At 46.4% G+C, this 21,148-nt stretch carries 12 protein-coding genes; 5 read left to right on the top strand and 7 right to left on the bottom strand.

Annotation, left to right across the window (positions count from 1 at the left end; translation table 11 throughout):
* Positions 1–64 precede the first annotated feature (64 nt).
* The 3 genes from AB4Z08_RS23680 to AB4Z08_RS23670 are packed head-to-tail and all read left to right on the top strand — an operon-like array spanning position 65 to position 3,927.
* Complete coding sequence (locus AB4Z08_RS23680) at positions 65–2,206, top strand: M43 family zinc metalloprotease (protein ID WP_441576269.1); 2,142 nt, start codon at positions 65–67, stop codon at positions 2,204–2,206.
* Positions 2,203–3,384, top strand: coding sequence for an aminofutalosine synthase MqnE (mqnE, locus tag AB4Z08_RS23675; protein WP_441576268.1), 1,182 nt, complete (start codon positions 2,203–2,205; stop codon positions 3,382–3,384). Before AB4Z08_RS23680 ends, mqnE begins: the two co-directional genes overlap by 4 nt.
* Before the next feature lie 12 nt (positions 3,385–3,396).
* The gene (locus AB4Z08_RS23670; protein ID WP_441576267.1) at positions 3,397–3,927 is read left to right on the top strand and encodes a DUF192 domain-containing protein; all 531 of its coding nucleotides are present in this window, start codon (positions 3,397–3,399) and stop codon (positions 3,925–3,927) included.
* Between the two features lie 106 nt (positions 3,928–4,033).
* On the opposite strand, the gene AB4Z08_RS23665 is transcribed toward AB4Z08_RS23670, so the two are convergent.
* The 3 genes from AB4Z08_RS23665 to AB4Z08_RS23655 form a co-directional block, all read right to left on the bottom strand.
* Entirely contained in the window at positions 4,034–4,417 is a 384-nt protein-coding gene (locus AB4Z08_RS23665) for a GreA/GreB family elongation factor (protein WP_441576266.1), read from the bottom strand.
* A gap of 41 nt (positions 4,418–4,458) precedes the next feature.
* The gene (locus AB4Z08_RS23660; RefSeq protein ID WP_441576265.1) at positions 4,459–6,015 is read right to left on the bottom strand and encodes an FMN-binding glutamate synthase family protein; all 1,557 of its coding nucleotides are present in this window, start codon (positions 6,013–6,015) and stop codon (positions 4,459–4,461) included.
* Positions 6,016–6,285: 270 nt separating this feature from the next.
* Positions 6,286–8,571, bottom strand: a complete 2,286-nt coding sequence (locus AB4Z08_RS23655) for a DUF7133 domain-containing protein (protein ID WP_441576264.1) — start codon at positions 8,569–8,571, stop codon at positions 6,286–6,288.
* Positions 8,572–8,722: 151 nt separating this feature from the next.
* Here AB4Z08_RS23655 and AB4Z08_RS23650 point away from each other — a divergent pair, with 151 nt between their 5' ends.
* Positions 8,723–9,985, top strand: coding sequence for a NupC/NupG family nucleoside CNT transporter (locus AB4Z08_RS23650; RefSeq protein ID WP_441576263.1), 1,263 nt, complete (start codon positions 8,723–8,725; stop codon positions 9,983–9,985).
* Between the two features lie 277 nt (positions 9,986–10,262).
* Here AB4Z08_RS23650 and AB4Z08_RS23645 read toward each other — a convergent pair whose 3' ends face one another.
* On the bottom strand, positions 10,263–10,658 hold the full coding sequence (locus AB4Z08_RS23645) for a DUF4259 domain-containing protein (RefSeq protein WP_441576262.1): 396 nt from the start codon (positions 10,656–10,658) through the stop codon (positions 10,263–10,265).
* A gap of 77 nt (positions 10,659–10,735) precedes the next feature.
* A complete protein-coding gene (gene smc, locus AB4Z08_RS23640; protein ID WP_441576261.1) occupies positions 10,736–14,266 on the bottom strand; it encodes a chromosome segregation protein SMC in 3,531 nt (1,176 codons plus the stop codon).
* 383 nt (positions 14,267–14,649) lie between these two features.
* On the opposite strand from smc, the gene AB4Z08_RS23635 reads away from it, so the two are divergent.
* Entirely contained in the window at positions 14,650–16,881 is a 2,232-nt protein-coding gene (locus tag AB4Z08_RS23635; protein WP_441576260.1) for an FUSC family membrane protein, read from the top strand.
* A gap of 70 nt (positions 16,882–16,951) precedes the next feature.
* On the opposite strand, the gene AB4Z08_RS23630 is transcribed toward AB4Z08_RS23635, so the two are convergent.
* Together AB4Z08_RS23630 and bshC are read right to left on the bottom strand one after the other, a co-directional pair.
* Positions 16,952–19,321 (bottom strand): ABC transporter permease, encoded by a 2,370-nt coding sequence (locus AB4Z08_RS23630; RefSeq protein ID WP_441576259.1) that lies wholly within the window; start codon positions 19,319–19,321, stop codon positions 16,952–16,954.
* A gap of 147 nt (positions 19,322–19,468) precedes the next feature.
* On the bottom strand, positions 19,469–21,061 hold the full coding sequence (gene bshC, locus AB4Z08_RS23625) for a bacillithiol biosynthesis cysteine-adding enzyme BshC (protein ID WP_441576258.1): 1,593 nt from the start codon (positions 21,059–21,061) through the stop codon (positions 19,469–19,471).
* Positions 21,062–21,148: the final 87 nt, after the last annotated feature.

Here is a 21,148-nt window from a genome sequence, read left to right as displayed (position 1 = left end):
GTCTTATTCTGAGCCGGAAAAAATCCGAAGCTTTCCCGTATCTTCATTTTCAAATTCTACTTTTTTGCGCCATTACTTTATTATCCTTCTTACCTTTTTCTCTTGCGCTACTGCTATGGCACAGCGTAAATGCGGTACCGCGGAAGCCTTGCAACAACGGGTAAAAGAAATCCCCCGCCTACAGGAACTCCTGCAGAAAAATGAAACCCTCATGCTGCAAGGACAAAGACTGCAGCGGCTCAACGCACGCACAGAAGACATTCCGCAAACAGTATCTATTCCCGTAGTGGTACATGTGGTGCTTGATGATACTGCCGCTGTTACATATGCACAGATTCAATCTCAACTGGATGTGTTGAACCGCGACTATAACGCCGGCAATACCGATATTTCCCTGGTCCCTGCTGTCTGGAAGCCGCTGATCGGTAACACAAAAATCAATTTCTGTCTGGCACAACGAACTCCCGGCGATGAACCAACGAGTGGTGTGGTGAAAGTGAAGACCGGACCCGGGCAAAGTTTTTCAATCAACAACGGCGCAGCCGATGTAAAATATCAATCAACTGGTGGTTCCGATGCCTGGGATCATTCCAGATACCTGAATGTATGGGTAACCCGCCTGTCTGGTAATTACCTGGGAGTGGCAGCTCCCCCGGGCACCGGCTACCCGGTAGAACAGGAAGGCGTAGCGATACAATACACCGCCTTTGGTACTACCGGCAGTGTAACCGGGGTGTATAATCTGGGTAGAACAGCTACGCATGAAATTGGTCATTATTTTGGTTTAAAACATGTTTGGGGAGATGATAACGGCAGCTGCAGTATCGATGATGGAATCGCCGATACGCCGCTTCAGGGTGATAATACCTACGGTTGCCCCACTTTCCCTAAACTGGATAACTGTACCAGTACCGCACCGGGTATTATGTTCATGAACTATATGGATTATACCGATGATGCCTGTATGCACCTCTTTACCGCCGGACAGGTAGATCGTATGCGTTTTGTACTGGAGAACATCATTCCCAGTCTGATGACCTCCAATGGCTGCGTACCACCCTTACTGGTCAACAACGATGCCTCCCTGGTGAGCATCACCGCTCCCGACGGTAAAATATGCAACACCCATATTGCACCAGTAGTGATCCTGCGCAACCGTGGCGCCAATTCCCTGACCAATGTCACCATCTGGTATCAGCTGAACAGCGGACCACTCACGTCCTATAAATGGACCGGTAACCTGGGCAGTCTGCAACAAACAACCGTTACCCTGCCAGGCGCTGATGTGACTATTAACAGCTATAACCTGAAAGCCTATACGCAATCACCGAACGGACAACCGGATGCCAATCTTTCCAACGATACTGCGAATATCCGTTTCCGTTATGATGCAGAAGTAACACTACCTTTTACACAGGGCTTTGAAGATGACAGCTTCCCTCCTCCGGGCTGGGACCTGTATAATCCTGACCACAGCTTTACCTGGGAGCGCTCCCGTGATGTAGGCAAAGGCAGTCAGGCTTCCGCCCTGATCCGGAACCTTGGCTATAATACGAACGACCAGACAGATGACCTCATTACGCCGGTAATCGATCCCGAGGGACACGATTCCGTATTCCTGTTTTTTGATGTGGCCGCCGCCGTGTTTTCCGACCCGGCTACGCCCGGCATCTCCTGGGATACCTTGCAGGTGATCGTCACCTCCGACTGCCGCCAGACCGGTACTATGCTGTACTCCAAATGGGGAGCTAACCTTATTACACGCGCCAAACCCATACAAACAGAGTTCGTTCCGCTTGCCAGTGAATGGCGCCGGGATTCACTGGATTTGACCGCTCTTTCACATAAAGGTAAGTTTCAAGTAGCATTCAGAAATATCTCAAATTCAGAGAATAATATCTATATTGATAATATAAATATTGTAACGAAAGATGTCAACCCATTACTCCGGGAAAAAGGCGTTTTAGTCAATCCTAACCCCACCACCGGCATTTTTTGGGTAACGTTTTACCAGGTACCGGAAGACCTGGTACAGGTATCTGTTTACAACGCAGCAGGGCAGTTTATGATGAGTAAACCTGCAGCAGATATCAGCGCTGGCAACCGGCTGACCTTTAATTTGGTAAATGAGCCAAATGGTGTTTATTTTGTAAAATTAATTTACAGGAACAGGGCCAACACCATCAAATTAATGAAAGTAAGATGACGACGAGAAAAGATAATCCGGCTGTTCAAACGCTTCTTCAGCAAGCCAACCTGGACGCAGAATTGAAGCGCATTGCAGAAAAGATCCTTCAACAGGAAAGAATTACGCCCGATGAAGGGCTGATCTTATTTGAGAAAGGCGATATCGGCCTTCTGGGTGCTTTAGCCAATCATGTACGAGAGCGCATGCACGGTGACAAGACTTACTTCAACCGTAATTTTCATATAGAACCTACCAACGTCTGCATATTTACCTGTCACTTCTGCTCCTATTCCCGCTTGTATAAAAACAGGGAAGACGGATGGGAACTGAGTATAGATCAGATGATGGATATCGTTAAAAAATACGATAACCAACCCGTTACCGAAGTACATATAGTTGGTGGCGTACATCCTAAAATGCAGCTGGACTTTTTCGTGGAACTGATCAAACAAATCAGGGCCCATCGTCCGGGCCTGCACATCAAAGGCTTTACCGCTGTGGAGCTGGATTATATGTTCCGCAAAGCCAAAGTAAGTGTAGATGAAGGTATGCGCATTCTCAATGAAGCCGGCCTGCAATCTATGCCTGGTGGTGGTGCAGAAATCTTCGCACCGGAAGTACGTGCTAAAATATGCCATGATAAAGTAGATGCAGATGGATGGCTCGCCATTCATAAAGCCGCTCACCTCCGTGGTATGCACACCAACGCTACCATGCTGTACGGACATGTAGAATCTTTTGCTGATCGCATCGATCACATGGAACGCTTACGCTCCCTGCAGGACGAAACCGGTGGCTTCAACACATTCATTCCGCTGAAATTCCGCAATAAAGGCAATGATATGTCCCATATTGCAGAAAGCTCTATCGTGGAAGATCTCAGACTATACGCGATTGCCCGTTTATACATGGATAACTTCCCTCACCTGAAAGCCTACTGGCCTATGCTGGGAAGAAATACCGCACAACTGACACTTTCCTTCGGTGTAAATGACCTCGATGGCACCATAGATGATACCACCAAAATATACTCTATGGCCGGATCAGAAGAACAAAATCCGTCTATGAACACTGCCCAGCTGGCCATGCTGATTAAGAAGGCCGGCAGAAGACCGGTAGAAAGAGACACCGTTTACAACGAAATAAAAGATTATACTGAAGTAGTTTTTTCTGATGAAGAACTGCTGACCAAATAGTACTTCTGTCTTATGCAATTACACCTGAAATGTATATTGATCGCCAGTTTATACATAGCCGGCTGTCATCAGAATACAGGCAACAGTAACAACAATGGAGTTGATACCGCTACGGCGGCACCAACAACAGTCGCAGTTACGGAAACCTCCAATGGCAGCGCATTTAAAAAACAGGCTACCCTGGCTTTTCTGTCAAAATCCGGTGCAGATACCCTGCGTAAAATTGATATACAGCTGGCGCAAACCGATGAACAGCGCGCCGATGGACTGATGTACCGCAAAACGATGACAGATGATCAGGGCATGCTCTTTATTTTTCCGGATATGGAAGAACGTGCCTTCTGGATGAAAAACACCTATATCTCCCTGGATATTATTTATATAGCAGATAACATGGAGATTGTGTCCGTTCAGAAATATGCCACTCCTTTATCAGAAGAGAGTTTACCTTCTTACAAGAAAGCGAAATATGTGCTGGAAGTAAATGGAGGTTTCTGCGATAAGTATCACATTGCATACGGGGATAAGATAGCATATCAGTAAAAGCTGAAGGCATAAAGCATAAAGCAAAAAGCTATTTAGGCGAATGATCAAAGCAAACATTATTTCCGCTTTGATCATTCGCCTAAATAGCTTTTTGCTTTATGCTTTATGCCTTCAGCGCCCTATCTATCTCTTGCCCCACGCTCAAAATAAGCAGCTGCGTTTTTCCTGCAGGTACTTCCCAGTCAATCACATCACCGGTGCTGTAGCCCAGTAAGGCGGTGCCTATGGGCGACAGGATCGATAATTTGCCTTCCTGTAAGTTGCTCATAGCAGGCAATACCAGCTGTACACTTCGCACGGTCCCACTTCGTTCATCTCTGAACTGCAACATTGAATTTACCTGTACTACATGATCAGGGACCTTTCCTTTTTTTACCACAGCCCGCTCCAGCTCTTCTTTCAGCTTATCGGTGGCAGGCGCCTCATAGCAGAGGGTTTTAAGGATTTCGTAATCATGTAGGGACACAATAATCTGTTTCTTTTTCATGATAACCGGGTTTTAAATCAATTATAAATAGCTTTTAGCGGCTAGCTTTTAGCGGCTAAAAGCTGATGGCTAAGTGCTAAAAGCTGTTTCGGTGCATATATTTCTTCATAAGATCGTATATCCGTTCTCGTTACTCTTCTGTATAAGGCCGCAGGACTTACCTTCTCTGCCGAAGCAAAGCCACACGCACCCATCAGCTCCGCCAGTGCCGCAATGGTATTACGGTGATAATTAGCCACGCGCACCCGTTTGTCGGCTACATTCACTCCCTGATAAAGCGTAGGATCCTGTGTAGCCACCCCTACCGGGCAACTGCCACTATCACACTGCAATGCCTGGATACAGCCTAAAGCGAGCATCATGCCGCGGGCACTGTAACATGCGTCTGCACCCATTGCCAATACTTTCATAATGTCAAAGCCGGTAATGATTTTACCACTGGCCATAATACGGATATGTTGCTTCAGTTTATAATGCCGCAGCAGGTTGATCACCAATGCCAGCGCATCATACAACGGCATCCCGATGGAGTCGGTAAACTCCAGCGGCGCTGCACCGGTACCACCTTCTGCACCATCTACAGTAATAAAGTCAGGATAAATACCCGTGTTTACCATAGCCGTGCAAATACGCTCAAACTCATCAGCACGGCCCACACACAGCTTAAACCCTACCGGCTTGCCTCCGGAAAGCTTACGTAACTGCTGTATAAAAGCCAGCATCTCATACTCATTGGAGAAGGCGGTATGCGCAGCGGGCGACAATACACTGATGCCTGCTTTTACTTTACGGATGGCTGCAATTTCAGGTGTATTTTTAGCAGCAGGCAACACGCCACCTTTGCCGGGTTTAGCGCCCTGACTCAGTTTCAGCTCAATCATTTTCACAGCAGGTTCCGCTGCCGCTGTTGCAAATATCTCAGGAGAGAAATTGCCTTTTTCATCGCGGCAACCAAAATAGCCGGTACCAATCTGCCAGATCAGGTGGCCACCATGTTGCAGGTGGTAAGGACTAATACCTCCTTCTCCGGTGTTATGGGCAAAGCCTCCCAGCTGCGCGCCACCATTCAGGGACGCAATGGCTGTTTTACTTAATGCACCATAACTCATGGCACTTACATTCAGTAAACTGGCATTATATGGCTGATCACATTGTGCATTGCCAATGTTAACCCTTAAATCTTCTGGTTTTACTTTCGTTGGAAACGCTGTATGGGCGGCCCATTCATAGCCCGGCTCATACATGTTATCCAGTGCACCGAAGGCAACAGTTTGTTTTACATCTTTGGCGCGCTGATACACCACCGCGCGCTGACGACGATTGAATGGCCTGCCATCCGTATCCGATTCAAAAAAGTACTGACGCATTTCCGGCCTGATCTGCTCCAGCAGGTAACGCAAACGCCCCAGTAACGGGTAGTTGCGCAACAAAGCATGTTTTCCCTGCAGCCGGTCGTATATAGTCAACAGGCTGATACCTACTGCCACCGGCAACAGGAACCATCCGGTTAAATATCCACGATAAAGGCTCGCAGCGACGCTCACATCCAGCAACAGGCATAAAAAGTAAACTGCCCATCGTGCTATCCGATGATTCATAAAACTGATTTTATAAGATTGTTTTGGAAAAATACTAGCGGAATAAAACTACATAGGTAGTCATCCCCCCGGGTACAACGCTTTATAAACTAAAAGTTGCCCGGGATTAAGTGTTGAAGTCTTTAGGACAGGATAAGAACGGCAACAGGAACCCGCAGGTACGTTTGATCGTACGGGGTGTGTTTTGAAAGAGTAATATGGTAGTTGCCGGATTCAATTAATAATTAATTGTAATCCGGCAAATATAAGGCTTTTATTTACAACAAACTATCAATTCGCCAATTCACTGGCTGTGAAAGGCTTCTGACGGCCTGTATTCAACTTACGCACCTGCTGTATATCAGCAGCTGTTACTTTGTCGGCTTTGTTTTTCCAGGCACTACGCAGGAAAGTCAGTAGCTGTGCAATATCCGCATCGCTGAATTCATCGCTGCCACCAATTCCCGGCATATCACCATTTATTTCAGGCGCTTTATACATTTTCCCATGTACTTCCACCGGCCCCGTCAGGCCGTATAATACAATAGAAATAAATGCTTTCTTATTGCCATTTACCCAATTGCTTTCATTAAGAGGTGGCGCCATAGAAGCAATCCCCTCCCCGCTTTTACCATGACAGGTCTGGCAAACGGTGTTGAATATTTTATAGCCACGTGGCAATGATTTTCTCAATTCCTCCATCTTTTTAGCATTGGCTTTGCTGTCCATGTTTTTCAACACGGCTTCCAGCTGCCGCCGCAATACCAGCGTGGTATCAGGATTCCAGGTAATTACCTCTTTCAGTAATACAGCTTCTCTATTCACTGCATTATTCACCAATGCTGCTGCAACATAACGGTTAGGGGCATACGCTTTTATCATTTTGTCTTCCAGCCTGCTGGCATTCACTTTATCAAACTTCGCAACTGTTGGCAACAGGTAGGCTACTGCCGGTGCCAGGTAAGGATTATCAGACAAGGTATCCAGTGCCGCCACCATCGCTTTTACATTGCTGCCACTTAATACACCTGGCAATGCGGCCAATGCCTGCATTTTCAGTGCTGCATTCTTCTCTTTCCATATACCACTGAGATCCTCTGCAGTCAGCTGATGCAACCCTTCCAGCGTCCACAGTGCATGTATCTGGCTCAACGGATCTTTCAGCAGGTTCCGTAAATCAGGCGCCGCTGCGACCAGGTGCTGGTCAATGATTACCTGCTGCGCTTTATCCCGTAGCACACCATTGGGTGACTGTAACTGACTGACTAACCCCTGCGCTCCATACATTTTAGGAGGCATCGGCTCATGTGTACCTGCAGGCACAATACGATAAATACGCCCACCATTCAGCGGCTGCGTCAGGCTCCGCATTTTCACCTCGTTTTTTAAATACTCCGTGATGTATGTTTTGTGCTGCAGAATACCCCGGTACATATCTGCGATATAGATAGCGCCATCAGGTCCTGTTTTCAAGTCTACCGGCCGGAAACGTTCATCGGTACTGGCGAGGAACTCTTTATGCTGATAAGCTTGTACACCTTTCACCACATAACTGCTATCTGATAAAATATTTCTTTTGATCAGGTTAGCCGAAGGCTCCGCCACAAAGGCGTTGCCGCGATACTCCCCAGGCAGTAAGTCTGCGCGATAGATCATAGGGCCACAGGCGGCGGTCATGTTCACCAGGCGCAGACTGTCGTCCAGTGTGCCTTTCTGGTACCCTCTGTTTACACCCGGCGTTGGATGAATTGGATAAGTACGGTTGTCCGGCACTATTTTCTGATCAAAGCCGGCAGCATTTTGTTGTGCCGGATTGGTGCCACCTAAGCCTGGCGGGAAATAGTCGCCCAGCAGGTTCTCTGAGTTGTTATTATAATAAAGGCGTCCCTGGTTATCCTGGGTAATACCCCATTGACCGCGGAAATGGGTAGTTTCTTTCAACCATTTATTGCCCACCTTACGGTAACGCCTATCCGATTTTGCATTATAGATCCAGTTGTCCATAGCGCGGAGCAGTCCATTGGGCTGATGCTCCACGTTGCCGCCTGCTGCATATTGATCATCGACCAGCGTTCTTTTACCGGGTTTATCCTTATTGTTTTCGATGAACCAGAGTTGTGGTGGAGTGGCCACCAGTACACCATTCTCTACTAAACATACTGCCCTGGGCAATACCAGGGAATCCAGGAATACGGTTCTTTTGTCCATCACCCCGTCACCGGTGGTATCTTCCAGAATGACAATTTTACCATCGGGTTTATCTTCTCCTGTACCAACCGTATCAGGCATGAAGCCGGTCATTTCCACCACCCACATTCTGCCGCGTTCATCAAAGGTCATGGCCACAGGTGCTACCACCATGGGTTCAGCTGCTACCAGCTGTACTTCCAGTCCTTTATCGAACTGCATATGACTGATGGCTGTTTTTCCATCGAGTACCGGTGATGTGGCAAACTGCTCCCGCATTGCCAGAGAATCCGTTTCGTGTTTGTTTCCCTTCTTGTGTTGATTCCCCTGTCCACAGGCAAATAAAGCAAGAGATAACGTGGTGGTAATAAGATAGTGAATACGCTGCATTGTTATTATTCGGTTGCGAAAAAGTAAAAATACATTTCTGAATATATTTTTTTTGAAAAATTATATGAGATAACAGTTTCGCGTCTGAGCGACCCCAAAAAAACTTATCTTCGTCGCTTCATTGCATACATTTTACGATTTATTTGCATTTATGGAACGCTTTCAGGGCATTATAGGCATTGTTCTTATTCTGGGTATCGCCTTTTTGTTTTCTAACAACAAGAAAAAGATCAACTACAGGTTGGTATTGAGTGGCATTGGTTTGCAGGTAGCGATTGGTCTTTTGGTATTTAAAGTCCCTCCTATTACATGGTTTTTCCAACGGGTGGGAGATGCAATGGGTAAGCTGGAAGCTTTTGCCCGCCAGGGTGCAGCCTTTGTGTATGGCGGCATTGGTATCACCCAACATGATGGTAGTGTAAAAGACTATGCCGGCGGTGGTTTTGTATTTGCCTTTAATGTTACAGCCACCATTATCCTGGTATGTGTGTTGGTAGCCGTTTTATATCACTATGGTATTATGCAGCGGGTAGTAGCGGTCATTGCGCGCGCCATGAATTTTGTGATGCGGGTAAGTGGTGCAGAAGCATTGAGCAATGTGGCCAGTGCTTTTGTGGGACAGGTAGAAGCGCAGGTAATGATCCGTCCTTACTTATCGAGCATGACTAAAAGTGAAATCCTCGCATCTATGAGTGGGAGTCTTGCCTGTATCGCAGGTGGTATCCTGGTGGTATACGTAAACATGGGCTTACAGGCGGGTTTACATATTGCACCGTTCCTTATTACGGCCAGTCTCATGGCGGCTCCTGGGGCATTGGTGATTTCCAAGATTGTATTTCCGGAAACGGAGGAAAGCGTGACTATGGGTCGTGTAAAAATGGAAGTGAAGAGTAATTACACCAACGTTATTGACGCCATCTCACATGGTGCCGGCGATGGTTTTAAAATAGCCATGAACGTGATCGCTATGCTGATAGGTTTTATCGCCTTCATCGCATTGATCGACTGGTGCCTGATTCATATTGGTCATATTTTCAACCCTGCCTTTAACCTGAGTCTCGATTGGATTTTTGGAAAACTGTTTATGCCAATGGCCTGGGCTATAGGTGTACCGCAAACCGATGTTCAAAGCGTAGCTACATTACTGGGACAGAAATTAACCATCAATGAATTTGTGGCCTTTAAGAGCATGACCGATAAAACGGTGCCTGTGTTAACTTCCAAAGGTATTGCCATTGTAACCATTGCCATTGCTGGTTTTGCGAACTTCAGCAGTGTGGGTATGCAGATTGGTGGTATCGGGGAACTGGCGCCGGACAGAAGAGCGGACCTGGCCAAACTGGGGCTGAAAGCCTTGCTGTGTGGCACGTTGGCATCTTACATGTCTGCCGCCATTGCAGGGATATTAATTTAGGAAGATAAATATTTCAATGATATTGCAAAGGGCTGATCTTACTGATCAGTCCTTTTTTTTGTCGGGTCCGGGCAGGAGCTTCGTTACTGATAAAATACCGCAGTACTCATCTTCCTAAAATAGAAAAACAGCGGACAGTCAACAGGTAATTACCTGCGTCGCTATCCGCTGTAGAAATAATATGGTGGAAAACAGATTTTATCTACATAAAAATCCGCGCGAACAATACCGTGGTAAAACAGTCGCCTACCCCCGGTTTGTCTAAACCTGTTGAAAATTAATCCAAACGCTTAATCAGGCCCGCCTGCACTGCAGCCCAGGCTTCACCCTGACCAGCATCTTCCCAGTAATTCTTCATTTCAGAAGACGCTACAATTTTATTAACTGCAGCAATCGCCTGATTTCTGAGTGCACGGGTACCGATGAGATTCAGTACATCCAGCTGATCAAGCGGGTCTTCCGGAAAGTCCTCGCTAGGGCGGCCCACCAACGCTGAAACCAGTTCAGCAGCTGCCAGCGCCTCTTCGCAATCCGATACTTCCAGTGTTTCGATGTTATTGATGATACGTGCTAACGTATCGGCAACTAATCCACCGTCTTTGTTTTCAATCAGGTCAAATATCCAATCCTGTGATCCATCATTTTCAAAATTCCTGGTGCCCCATGCGCCCATAGTGTTTACGTTTTTTTATTTTTTTAGAATAAAGAATAAAAGTAATCGAATCTCTTTACAACAACTAAACCAACCGACTAGTTCAAACTTCTGAAATCTACCGGTACCAGCTTACTGACTCCCGGTTCCTGCATGGTTACGCCATAGATCACGTCTACAGCAGCCATGGTTTGCTTGTTGTGTGTTACAATAATAAATTGTGAATTATCTGAAAACTTCCTGATCATGTTGGTAAACTTGCCCACATTGGCATCATCCAGTGGTGCATCTACCTCATCAAGGATACAGAAAGGTGCTGGCTTAATCAGGTAAATGGCAAACAACAACGCGGTAGCGGTGAGTGTTTTTTCTCCTCCGGACAACTGTGTAATGGCTGCCGGACGTTTACCTTTCGGTTTGGCGATAATTTCAATACCGGTATCGGCCAGGTTAGCGGGATCACTCAGGATCATATCACACTGATCTTCCTCCGTAAACAGGGCTTTAAATACCCGGATGAAATTCTCTTTTACTGCATTGAAAGTATCCAGGAACTTCTGGTTAGCAGTAGACTCCACCTCCTGGATAGTTGCCAGCAGGGAATCTTTCGCATTTACCAGGTCAGTTTTCTGTTCCAGGATAAACTCATACCTTTTTTTCATTTCCTGATAAGCTTCAATGGCGGTAGGGTTAATTTCTCCCATATTCTCCATTCGCTTTTTCAGTCTTTCCGCACTTCCCTGCAACTCTTCTACCGGCAGTTCGGAACTGCGCTGTTCATCAATGATTTCATCCAGGTTCACTTTGAACTCTACGCTGAGCCTTTCCTTCATGGTGGTCAGTTGCAGTTTCAGCTCATTCACCTTATCCTTGATGGTATTGAGTTGTTGTTCCAGTTGTTCTCTGGCGCGTTGTTTTGTTCTCAGCGTGCTTTCCAGCTCCTGCAGGTGGTTACGGAAATTATAGTATTCCTGATCTTTTTCGTTGAGTGCTTTTTCCTCTTCTTCACGCTGACGGAACAGTTCTACCAGTCCATCATCTGCGTGGCTCAGTTTTTCTACGGCGGCCGCAATATGGCCTACCGCATCTTCCAACTGTGTTTTATTACTGGTGATCTGTACATGCAGGTCGGACAGTTGCTTGCGTTTAAACTCCAGCTCCTGTTTGAGTGCCTGTACTTTGCTTTGCTGGCGGGTATGTTGCAGGTTCTGGTTATTGAACTGCACAGTGGCCATGTTAAACTGCTGTTCTGATTCCTGGGCCGTCCTGTCGGCATCCACGATGCTTTCCTGCAATTCGGTCACCCTGTCATTGAGACCTTCCAGTTCATCTTTCACGCCGGAAATGCTTTCCTGGTTGGTTTCCAGGGATTGCTGCATTTCTTCCAGGCGTTTATCACCGGCTTCAATGAGGTGGTGGAAGTTTTCAATCCTGTTCTGGAGGCCAAACAGCTGATTGCTCAACTGGTTTACCCTTTCCCTGGCAGCATTAATATTATTTTCATTCAGCTGGCTGTTATAGCCTAATACTTCATCGTGTTTGCTTTGCAGGGCTACTTTCAGCTGACCTACTACCCTTTCGAGATCTTTGATCTCTACTTCCAGCTTTTCCAGGTTTTTGGCCCGGCCCAGCTTCTTGCCTTCAAATAATCCTACAGATCCACCGCTGATATTGTATTTACCTCGGTGCATACGGCCGGATTTTTCCACCAGCAACATCCTTTCATCAGCCAGTTGGCTGAATTCCAGGCGGGTGAGGTCTTCCCCTATAAATACTTTGCCCAGCAGGTGCTGGCCAAGACCCTTATACTTTTCTTCAATTTCCACTACGTCCAGTGCCGGAATGGTGCCCGGGGGCGCCAGCAATGGGGCATTATCGGAGCGGAACTGGTCCAGTATAAAGAAGTTTGCCTTTCCTTTTTTATTGTTATCCAACAGCTGTATGGCCTGTACTGCTTCGTGTACATTGTTGACCACATAGTAGCTCAGATACGGTTCCAGCAGGTTTTCCACGCAGGTGCGGTATTCTTCCTTACAAAAGAATATATCACTCAGAATGGGGGCATTATTATTCCAATCGGGATTTTTCTTCAAAAATTTGATACTCTCGGGGTAACCTTCCAGGCTGTCTACCAGGGATTTGAGGAGGTCGAACTCGTTCTTTTTTGAATCGAGGGTACGGTTCTCATCCACCAGTTTATCCCGCAGGCCTTCGATATCGGATTGGGTAGCGAGGATTTTGCCTTTGGTTTCTTCCTGGAACTGCACCATGGCTTCCAGTTCCGTTTTGCTGCCACTAAGTGTTTGTTGCAGTGCCTCTTTTTCTGTTTCCAGCTGGGCGATCTGCTGCTGGCGATTGGCCTTTTCTTCCTGTAGCTGCTGCATGCTGCGTTGCAGGTTTTGTACAGAGGTATCGGCTACGGCTACTTTCTTTTCTGCCTCAAACTGTTGGCGCTGCCAGCGTTGCTGGTCATTGCGCAATGTTTCGAGGGCTTGTTTTTTCTGCTGGAAACGTTCTTTCTTCTCCTCCACCATATCGCGGAGGGTTTCCAGTTCGTCTGCCATGGTTTCAAATACCTCTCCTTCTTCTTCTACCTGTTTCTCGGTAAATTCAATGGAGGTCGTCAATCCCTGTAGTTGTCCTTCCGCGTTGTTGAGGAAGTCATTGATATTTTTTTCGCGTTCACGCAGATAGGTTAGTTGCTGGGTGGCGAGATTTTTATCATTTTCTTTGGTGCGGATGGTAGAAACGAGTTCATTGAAAGATTTCTGCATGGTTTGCAGTTCTCTTTCTTTGGCTACGAAGTGGAGCTTATCCTGTTCTACCGCGGCTTCTGCTGTCAGGATTTCTGTTTCCAGCGCCAGTTTACGGTCACTTTCCGATTGCTGGGTATCTGACAGTTCTTTGAAGGTAACGTTAAAGCCTTCCAGTGCGGCTTTCGCCAGTTCTATACTTATTTCGCGATATTCCTTCTTTACTTCGTAGAAGCGTTCGGCTTTGCGGGCCTGGCTTTCCAGTGTTTTGAGGTTGTTATTGATTTCAAACAACAGGTCCTCAATACGGTTCAGGTCACCTTCTGTTGCGTCCAGCTTGGATTTAGCTTCTTTTTTACGGGTTTTGTATATGGAGATGCCCGCCGCTTGTTCCAGCATTCTGCGACGGCTGTTTTCCTTATCCTTAATGATATCGTCTACCATTCCCAGCTCAATAATGGCATAGGAATCGGTGCTCACCCCTGTATCCATGAACAGGTTGTGAATATCTTTCAGGCGGCAGGCTACGTCATTGAGACGGTATTCGCTGTCGCCGTTTTTATAAAATTTGCGTGTAATCGTCACCGTAGTAAATTCGGTGGGCAGTACGTTTTTGGTATTTTCAAAGGTAAGGCTAACTTCGGCCATACCGCTTGCAGAGCGGCTTTTGGAGCCATTGAACACCAATCCGGCCTGGTTATCAGAGCGGAGGTTGCTGATCTTATGCTCGCCGATTACCCAGCGAATGGAGTCGATGATATTACTTTTGCCACAACCGTTTGGCCCAATCACGCCGGTGATGCCCTCGTCGAAGTTCAAAACGGTTTTATCTGCAAAACTTTTAAAGCCTTTAATTTCTAGTGTTTTTAAGCGCACGTCGTACTCCGAGGTTTTTTAAGGCGTCAAAGATATAATTTTACCCGAATCAAAAAGTAATTTAAGTGAGATGCAATTATATTACCTAATTATTTATACACAATTAGGGCTCATTTGCTCTCGCTCGCAGCACGCTTCAAAACTATAATAGACTGGTTATAAATATAGTAAAAAGAACAATTACAATTAAATTTGGTGTGAGAAAAAAGCAGAAAGCAAAAAGGATAAAGCAAAAAGCCTATCGAAGCGACTGATCGGTAAGGATAATATACCCGGAAGATTAATAAGAAAAATTATCTGTGCCGATCAGTCGCTTCGATAGGCTTTTTGCTTTATCCTTTCCGCTTTTTGCTATCTTCGCGCCATCAAAAACCTATTTACGTTTGCGTACAGAACAGCGGATCAATAACATCAAAAATTTCCTTTACAGTTATCATTTCAGCAACGGTATGCGTACTACCATCAGTGTGGTAGTGCCTTCCCTTGTATTTGCCTGGTTCGGACAACTGGGTCTTGGCATTGCGATGTCTATGGGCGCATTATGTACTGCCCTCAGCGATGTTCCCGGCACCATTATCCATAAACGGAACGGCCTGATCATCAGCACCATCCTGATCTTTTTTACGGCGCTGGGCACCGGGCTGCTCATCCCCTATACCATCCCCATGGGGATCTGGATAGCTATCTGTTGCTTTATGTTTGCCATGTTACTGGTATATGGCAACCGCGGAGGTAATATCGGTACGGGCTGTTTGCTGGTGTTGGTATCCATACTGGGCGAAACACAGTTAACGCCTTCGCTCACGCTGCTGCATTCTTCCATGGTGCTGCTGGGCAGTATCTGGTACGCTATACTGGCTCTCACCCTCTGGCAAATACGTCCCTACCTCAACGTACAGCAGGCATTGGGCGACTGTATCATTCAAACTGCCCGTTACCTCGAAGTAAGGGCCAATTTCTATACCCCCGGCGTAAATGTCACTGATAATTACAAGGCTGTGCTGGAACAACAGGTCATCGTCAACGAAAAACAGGAAAATGTAAGGGAACTGCTCCTGAAAAGACGTTCTGATCAACAGGGTACTACCAGCATCAACAAAAGCATGGTGCTGATATTCCTGGATATGGTAGATCTGCAGGAACAGATCATGGCTTCTCAAACGGACTATAACGCCCTGCAGGCCGATTTCAAAGACGAAGACATCCTGGAAAAGTTCCATGCCCTCATCCTGGAATTCACAGAAGAACTCCGGAATATTGGCATGGCGGTAGCATCCGGGCAACGCTCCCTCCCCAAAACCAACCTGAAGTTTGAAATGGAAAAGGTAAAGCAGGCCATCGCCAGCATTACCATGAAATTCCCTACCCTCAAGGAAAGAACACGCACTATTCCGCTGACCAACATTCTGCAGAACCTGCAGGATATGGCCCAGCGCATCTATAACCTACACCGGCTTACCCGCCTGGAAAGACTGAAAGATGAATCGATAGATCCTAAACTGGAACTTTCCAAGTTTACAACCCGTCAGAAATACGATTTTGAAACCTTCCGGGACAACCTCACGTTGAAATCACATATCTTTCGCCATGCCATTCGTGTGAGCCTGGCTACTGTATTGGGTTATGGACTGGGTATGGTGCTGCACCTGGACCGGGTGTACTGGATACTCCTGACCATTGTGGTGATCCTTAAACCTGGCTTCGGGCTGACTAAGTCACGCAGCATACAGCGTTTAATCGGTACCGTTACTGGTGCTTTGTTTGCCGCCGGACTATTATATGTTACCCATAACAACACGGTTATTTTTATAGTGATGCTGTTATGTATCCTGGGCGCCTATAGTTTCATGAGCTTCCAGTATACACTCAGCGTATTCTTTGTCACCCCATTCATCATCTTCCTGTTGCATTTTCTGCATCCATCGGACTTGTATAATGTTGCCCAGCGGGTACTCGATACGTTCATTGGCGGAAGCATTGCCTTCTTCGCCAATATGCTGCTGTGGCCTACCTGGGAGCATAATTTCCTGCCGGATTATATGAAGAAGATGATGGAGGCGAACCGTAAATACTTTGAACTGGTGATGCGGGCCTATTCCAATGAAAAGGTATCCGTCACTGATTTTAAGCTGGCCAGAAAAGATACCTATGTAGCTTCCGCCAACATGATGTCTGCTTTCCAGCGTATGCTCTCCGAACCAAAGAGCAAACAGAAAAACGGCTCACAGGTATATCACTATGTGGTACTGAATCATACGCTTACTTCGCATACCGCCACCCTGGCGGCTTACAGTCTGCACCACGGCGTACAGTTTCCCCGGCCGGAATACCGGGAAATAACGGATTACCTGCTGCATTACATGGATCAACTCCTGCTGCTGTTGGATCCCGCTACCAGTGCCAGCGCCAACCCATCACCCCAGGTGCATGCGTTTGAACGCCTCGATAATCACCTGGAGGATCTCGTACACAAAAGACAACAGGAAATCAATGAAGGCCAGGGACCTACGGCTACGCGGGATGAAATGCTGGAAACCAAACAGGTACATGATCAGCTGATGGCGATATTATCGCTGGTGAAAGACATGTGCAAAGCACTGACCCAGAAAGGATAAATAATTAATATAAACGGGGAAGGCGTTTTGTTGTTAGTCAACAAAACGCCTTCCCCGTTTATAATAGCTGCTACTCGGATTTCAAGCTCTTCACCGGATCCGCCAGGGCGGCCTTGACAGACTGAAAACTGATGGTCATAAATGTGATGGCGACAATCGCAACGCCGGCTGCTATAAATACGCCGGGTCCCAGATGAATACTGTAAGCAAAACCTTTTAACCACTGGCTGGTCATCCACCCCGCTAATGGAAAGGCGATGAGCATGGCTATTACCACCAGTTTCAGGAATTCCTTTGATAACATCACCACGATGGTACCTACTGTGGCACCCAATACTTTCCGGATACCAATTTCTTTATTCCTGCGCTGGGCAGTGAAAGCGGCGAGTCCGAATAAGCCCAGACAGGATATCAGGATAGCGAGACCAGCAAAGTACCTGGACAAAAGCGATACCTGGTTTTCTGCAGTGTATATGGACTGGTAGTTTTCGTCAAGAAATTTATAATCGAAGGAAAAACCAGGATTAAACTGCTGATATAACTGCTTCAATTGCGCAATAGCTGTTTTTTCTTTCCCTGTCTGCACTTTCACCATGAACCGGTAAGTTTCTGAAGGAGACAGTATAAAAAAAAGTGGTTTTACTTTTTCATGCAATGATTGGAAGTGGAAGTCTTTCACTACGCCGCCAATCTGCATATTAGTCCCCCATAACTCCACATTCTTTCCAATGGGATCTTTCATGCCCATGAATTTGATGGCAGCTTCGTTGAAGATGATCATAGTTGTATCTGAGCCATAGCTGCGGGAAAAATCCCTGCCTTCTTTTATTTTTATGTCCAGCGTTTTCAGCATGTCAAAATCTACCGTTACTGTCTCGAATTCAGTTTTATCCTTCAAATCCTTTCCCTGCCATTTAACGCCTGAAGTGCCGCTGCTATGGCCTGTCAGGCTGTGTCCTATACTGGAGGCGTTTAATACGCCAGGTATGTTCCTTGCTTCGGCCAGGAAAGTTTGCTGCAGCTGCTCCTCTTTTAGTTTACCTTCTTTGGAGAAAGTAATCACATGATTTTTGTCGTAGCCGAGGTCCTTTGTTTGTATGAAGCTGATCTGTCTGTAAACCACCAGCACTGCTATAATCAATACAATAGAAAGCGTGAATTGAAATACCACCAGTCCTTTTCTGATTACCAGCTCGCCGGCAGAGCCTTTGAGCTTCCCTTTCAACACCATGGCGGGTTTGAAGGCAGAAAGATAAAGGGCCGGATAGCTACCGGCCAACAGGCCGGTTAACAGGGTGATACCAAGTACAGCGTATATTAATGTGGTATCAAGATGAGAGAGCGACAACTGTTTTCCTGTGATACCATTGAAGGCAGAAAGGGAAATGTATACCAGCACCACTGCCAGGAACAATGAGGTGAAGGCCATCAGCATTGATTCTCCGAGAAATTGCAGTACCAGCGCTCCACGACCGGCTCCCATTGCTTTTTTAATCCCTACTTCTTTTGCTCTTCCGGATGCTTTTGCTGTAGAGAGATTCATGAAGTTGATACAGGCGATCACCAGTATAAAAATGGCAATGAGAGAGAACAGTCGTACATAATCAATTCTACCGCCCATCTGTATGCCGTTTTCGTAGCGACCATGCAGGTAAACGGAGGAGTATTGCTGGATGAAGGGGGTACGGTAAGTAATATCATTATTTGTATTGCGCTTAATGAAGTCCGCAATTTTGATATTGAACTTTGCGGGATCAGTACCGGGTTTCAGGGTGATGAAAGTATAATTGCCTGTATTGCCCCAGTTGTCGATATTTTGTCCTATCTCAGCCATGGCGAGCGCCGGTAACACAAAATCAAACTGGTCAGAGGAATGCTGGCCGGGCGCTTTGAAAATGCCGGCAACAACGTACTGCTGCTCATGCTGCAGCTCTACTCTTTTACCAATGACGTTTTCGGTGCTACCAAATAATTTCGCTGCCATCACATCGGACAATACAATCGTATTTTTATCTACCAGTACCTGGTTCGCGTTTCCTGCGATCAGGTCGTAGGAAAACATGTTAAAGAAATCCTTACCGGCATATTTCCCTTTTGTTTTGATGTTTTTTTCATTATTAACGGAGAGCGTTACTTCCCTGGAAGGCATAGTCAGGGTCGCATATTCCACCTCCGGCATATCTTTGGCCAACGCGTCTGCTGTGGGTACAGATGAGGTGCGCGCGGTCCAGATACCGCTCGCCTGGATGCGGTTTTCCATTACCTGGTAAAGCGTTGCGTCCCTTTTATGGAACCGGTCCATACTCAACTCATCATTTACCCATATGTAAATCAACAGCGCACAAGCCAGGCCGGTGGATAATCCAATTAAATTAAGGAGGGCAAATCTGCGGTCTTTTACGAGATTGCGCCAGGCAATCTTAAAGTAGTTTATAAGCATAGTAGTATGTTGCTCCTCCGTTGGGACAAAGGAGATGCCATGGCCATGCCATATTACTCATCAGAATAATATATATTAAAAATTTATTAAACCTGTTCGGTATTGTACGATGGGCGTTCGTATATGACACATGATTACAGCTGCATCCTATTCATTGGGCACATCCAGTACTGTAAACTGATCTGTTACCGGTGTAATGGCGGCCAGCACCCGATCGAAAAAGGCCGGGCCTTCTGCAGCATACCAGGGCAGCAGGTTTTCCTTACGCTCCTGTAAAGAACCTGCGGGAAACAGTTTATTTTTGATTTGCCTGATCTGATCTGTTTGCCAGGCAAATTTTTTCTTTTCAGCGCGGAGGAATTTGTGTTCCAGCTTACCAATAGACTTCAATGCTTTCTTTCGTTCAGACCCCGTGGTGGCTACCAGGGTAATATCAATGCTGCGGGCTTTCTCTTCCAGTGCATCAAATAAATGCTCTATGGCAGCATATTCATCTTTCAACACCAGGGAAGCATTGGTATGCTGTTTCACATAGTCGTTGACAATATCTTCGGTGGTCTTAAAAAGTTCTGCAGTAGTGATACCCAGTTTGTGCATTCTCTGGCGGGACACTTCATCCGTCAGCAGCAGGGAATTGCGCAACAATAATATGGGGAAAGGAACTTTATAGTGTGCAAACAGTTGCTGTAACTCCAGCCAGTAGGCGATTTCACCACCACCACCAATAAAAGCGATGTTAGGTAGAATGGTTTCCTGGAACATACCACGTAAAATCACATTCGGACTGAATCTTTCCGGATGCGCTTCCAGCTCGGCTTCCAGGGAGGCGGCGGTGAAAGTCAACGAGGTGTGTAATACTTTCCACTGATCGCCTTCCTGTACGATACGCTCCCGCATACCGTCCTGTAAATAAAAAAGATTTATTTCCCTGGGATTGGCCTGCATTTTATAGTGCGTGGTCAACTTTTCCAATGTATCATTTACGATGGCATGAGAAGCCTGATGAAACAATTCGTCCTTTATAACGGGAAGGTATAAACGTTTTAACGCAGGGCTGTCCGGAACCAGCACCACCAGGCCAAAGCGGCCAAACAGTGCATCTACCAGGTAGAGGGTCGCTTCCTGGATATTCTTATGTTCCAGGTAGGCTTTTTGCAGGAGCGCCATCAGCTCCTCTGCATGTGGGGCGTAGCCCAGTCCTTTTTTAATTTCAGCCAGCATCACCTCCAGTCCTTCCGGCTGCATACGGCCTACAGCGCCCTGCTGAGGGGTGTTCCAGGTCAGTGTTTTACCATCCAGGTAAATGCTGCCCAGTTCTTCCAGGTCCGCATCCTCACTGCCCATATAGTATACCGGCACAAAGTTATGCTGCGGAAATTCCTGTTTCAGTGTGGTGCAAAGCTTTATTGTTTGCAGAATTTTATAAGCGAAATAAAGATAGCCGGTGAAGATGTTGGGCTGGTGTGCGGTACACACCGTAAAGGTGGTAGGTTGCAGGAGAGCAGCAATATTATCCTTTACTGCTTTTACCGATTCGAGTGCTGCATATTGTGCTTCCAGCGCGGCCACCAGTGCGGTTCTCGGTGTATCAAAGTTTTGCCTGGCCTGAATAGCCGCTGCAAAGTCCGGATGTACAGGAGAATAGGTATAAAATGGTCTTATCTGCGGATGCTCTGCTAAAAAATCTGTTACCAGCTGGTTAAAATAACCAGTTTTCCCATAAGGAATATACTCCAGCATATTAAGTTGCGAATTACAAATTACCAATTAAAAAAAGGATGCAGTGCCAATACATCGAAATTTTTGAATGTACGAAGTTAGGTAAAT

Source organism: Chitinophaga sp. RAB17 (genome assembly GCF_052114225.1).
Taxonomy (GTDB): domain Bacteria; phylum Bacteroidota; class Bacteroidia; order Chitinophagales; family Chitinophagaceae; genus Chitinophaga.
This window is presented reverse-complemented; position numbering and strand designations above follow the sequence as displayed.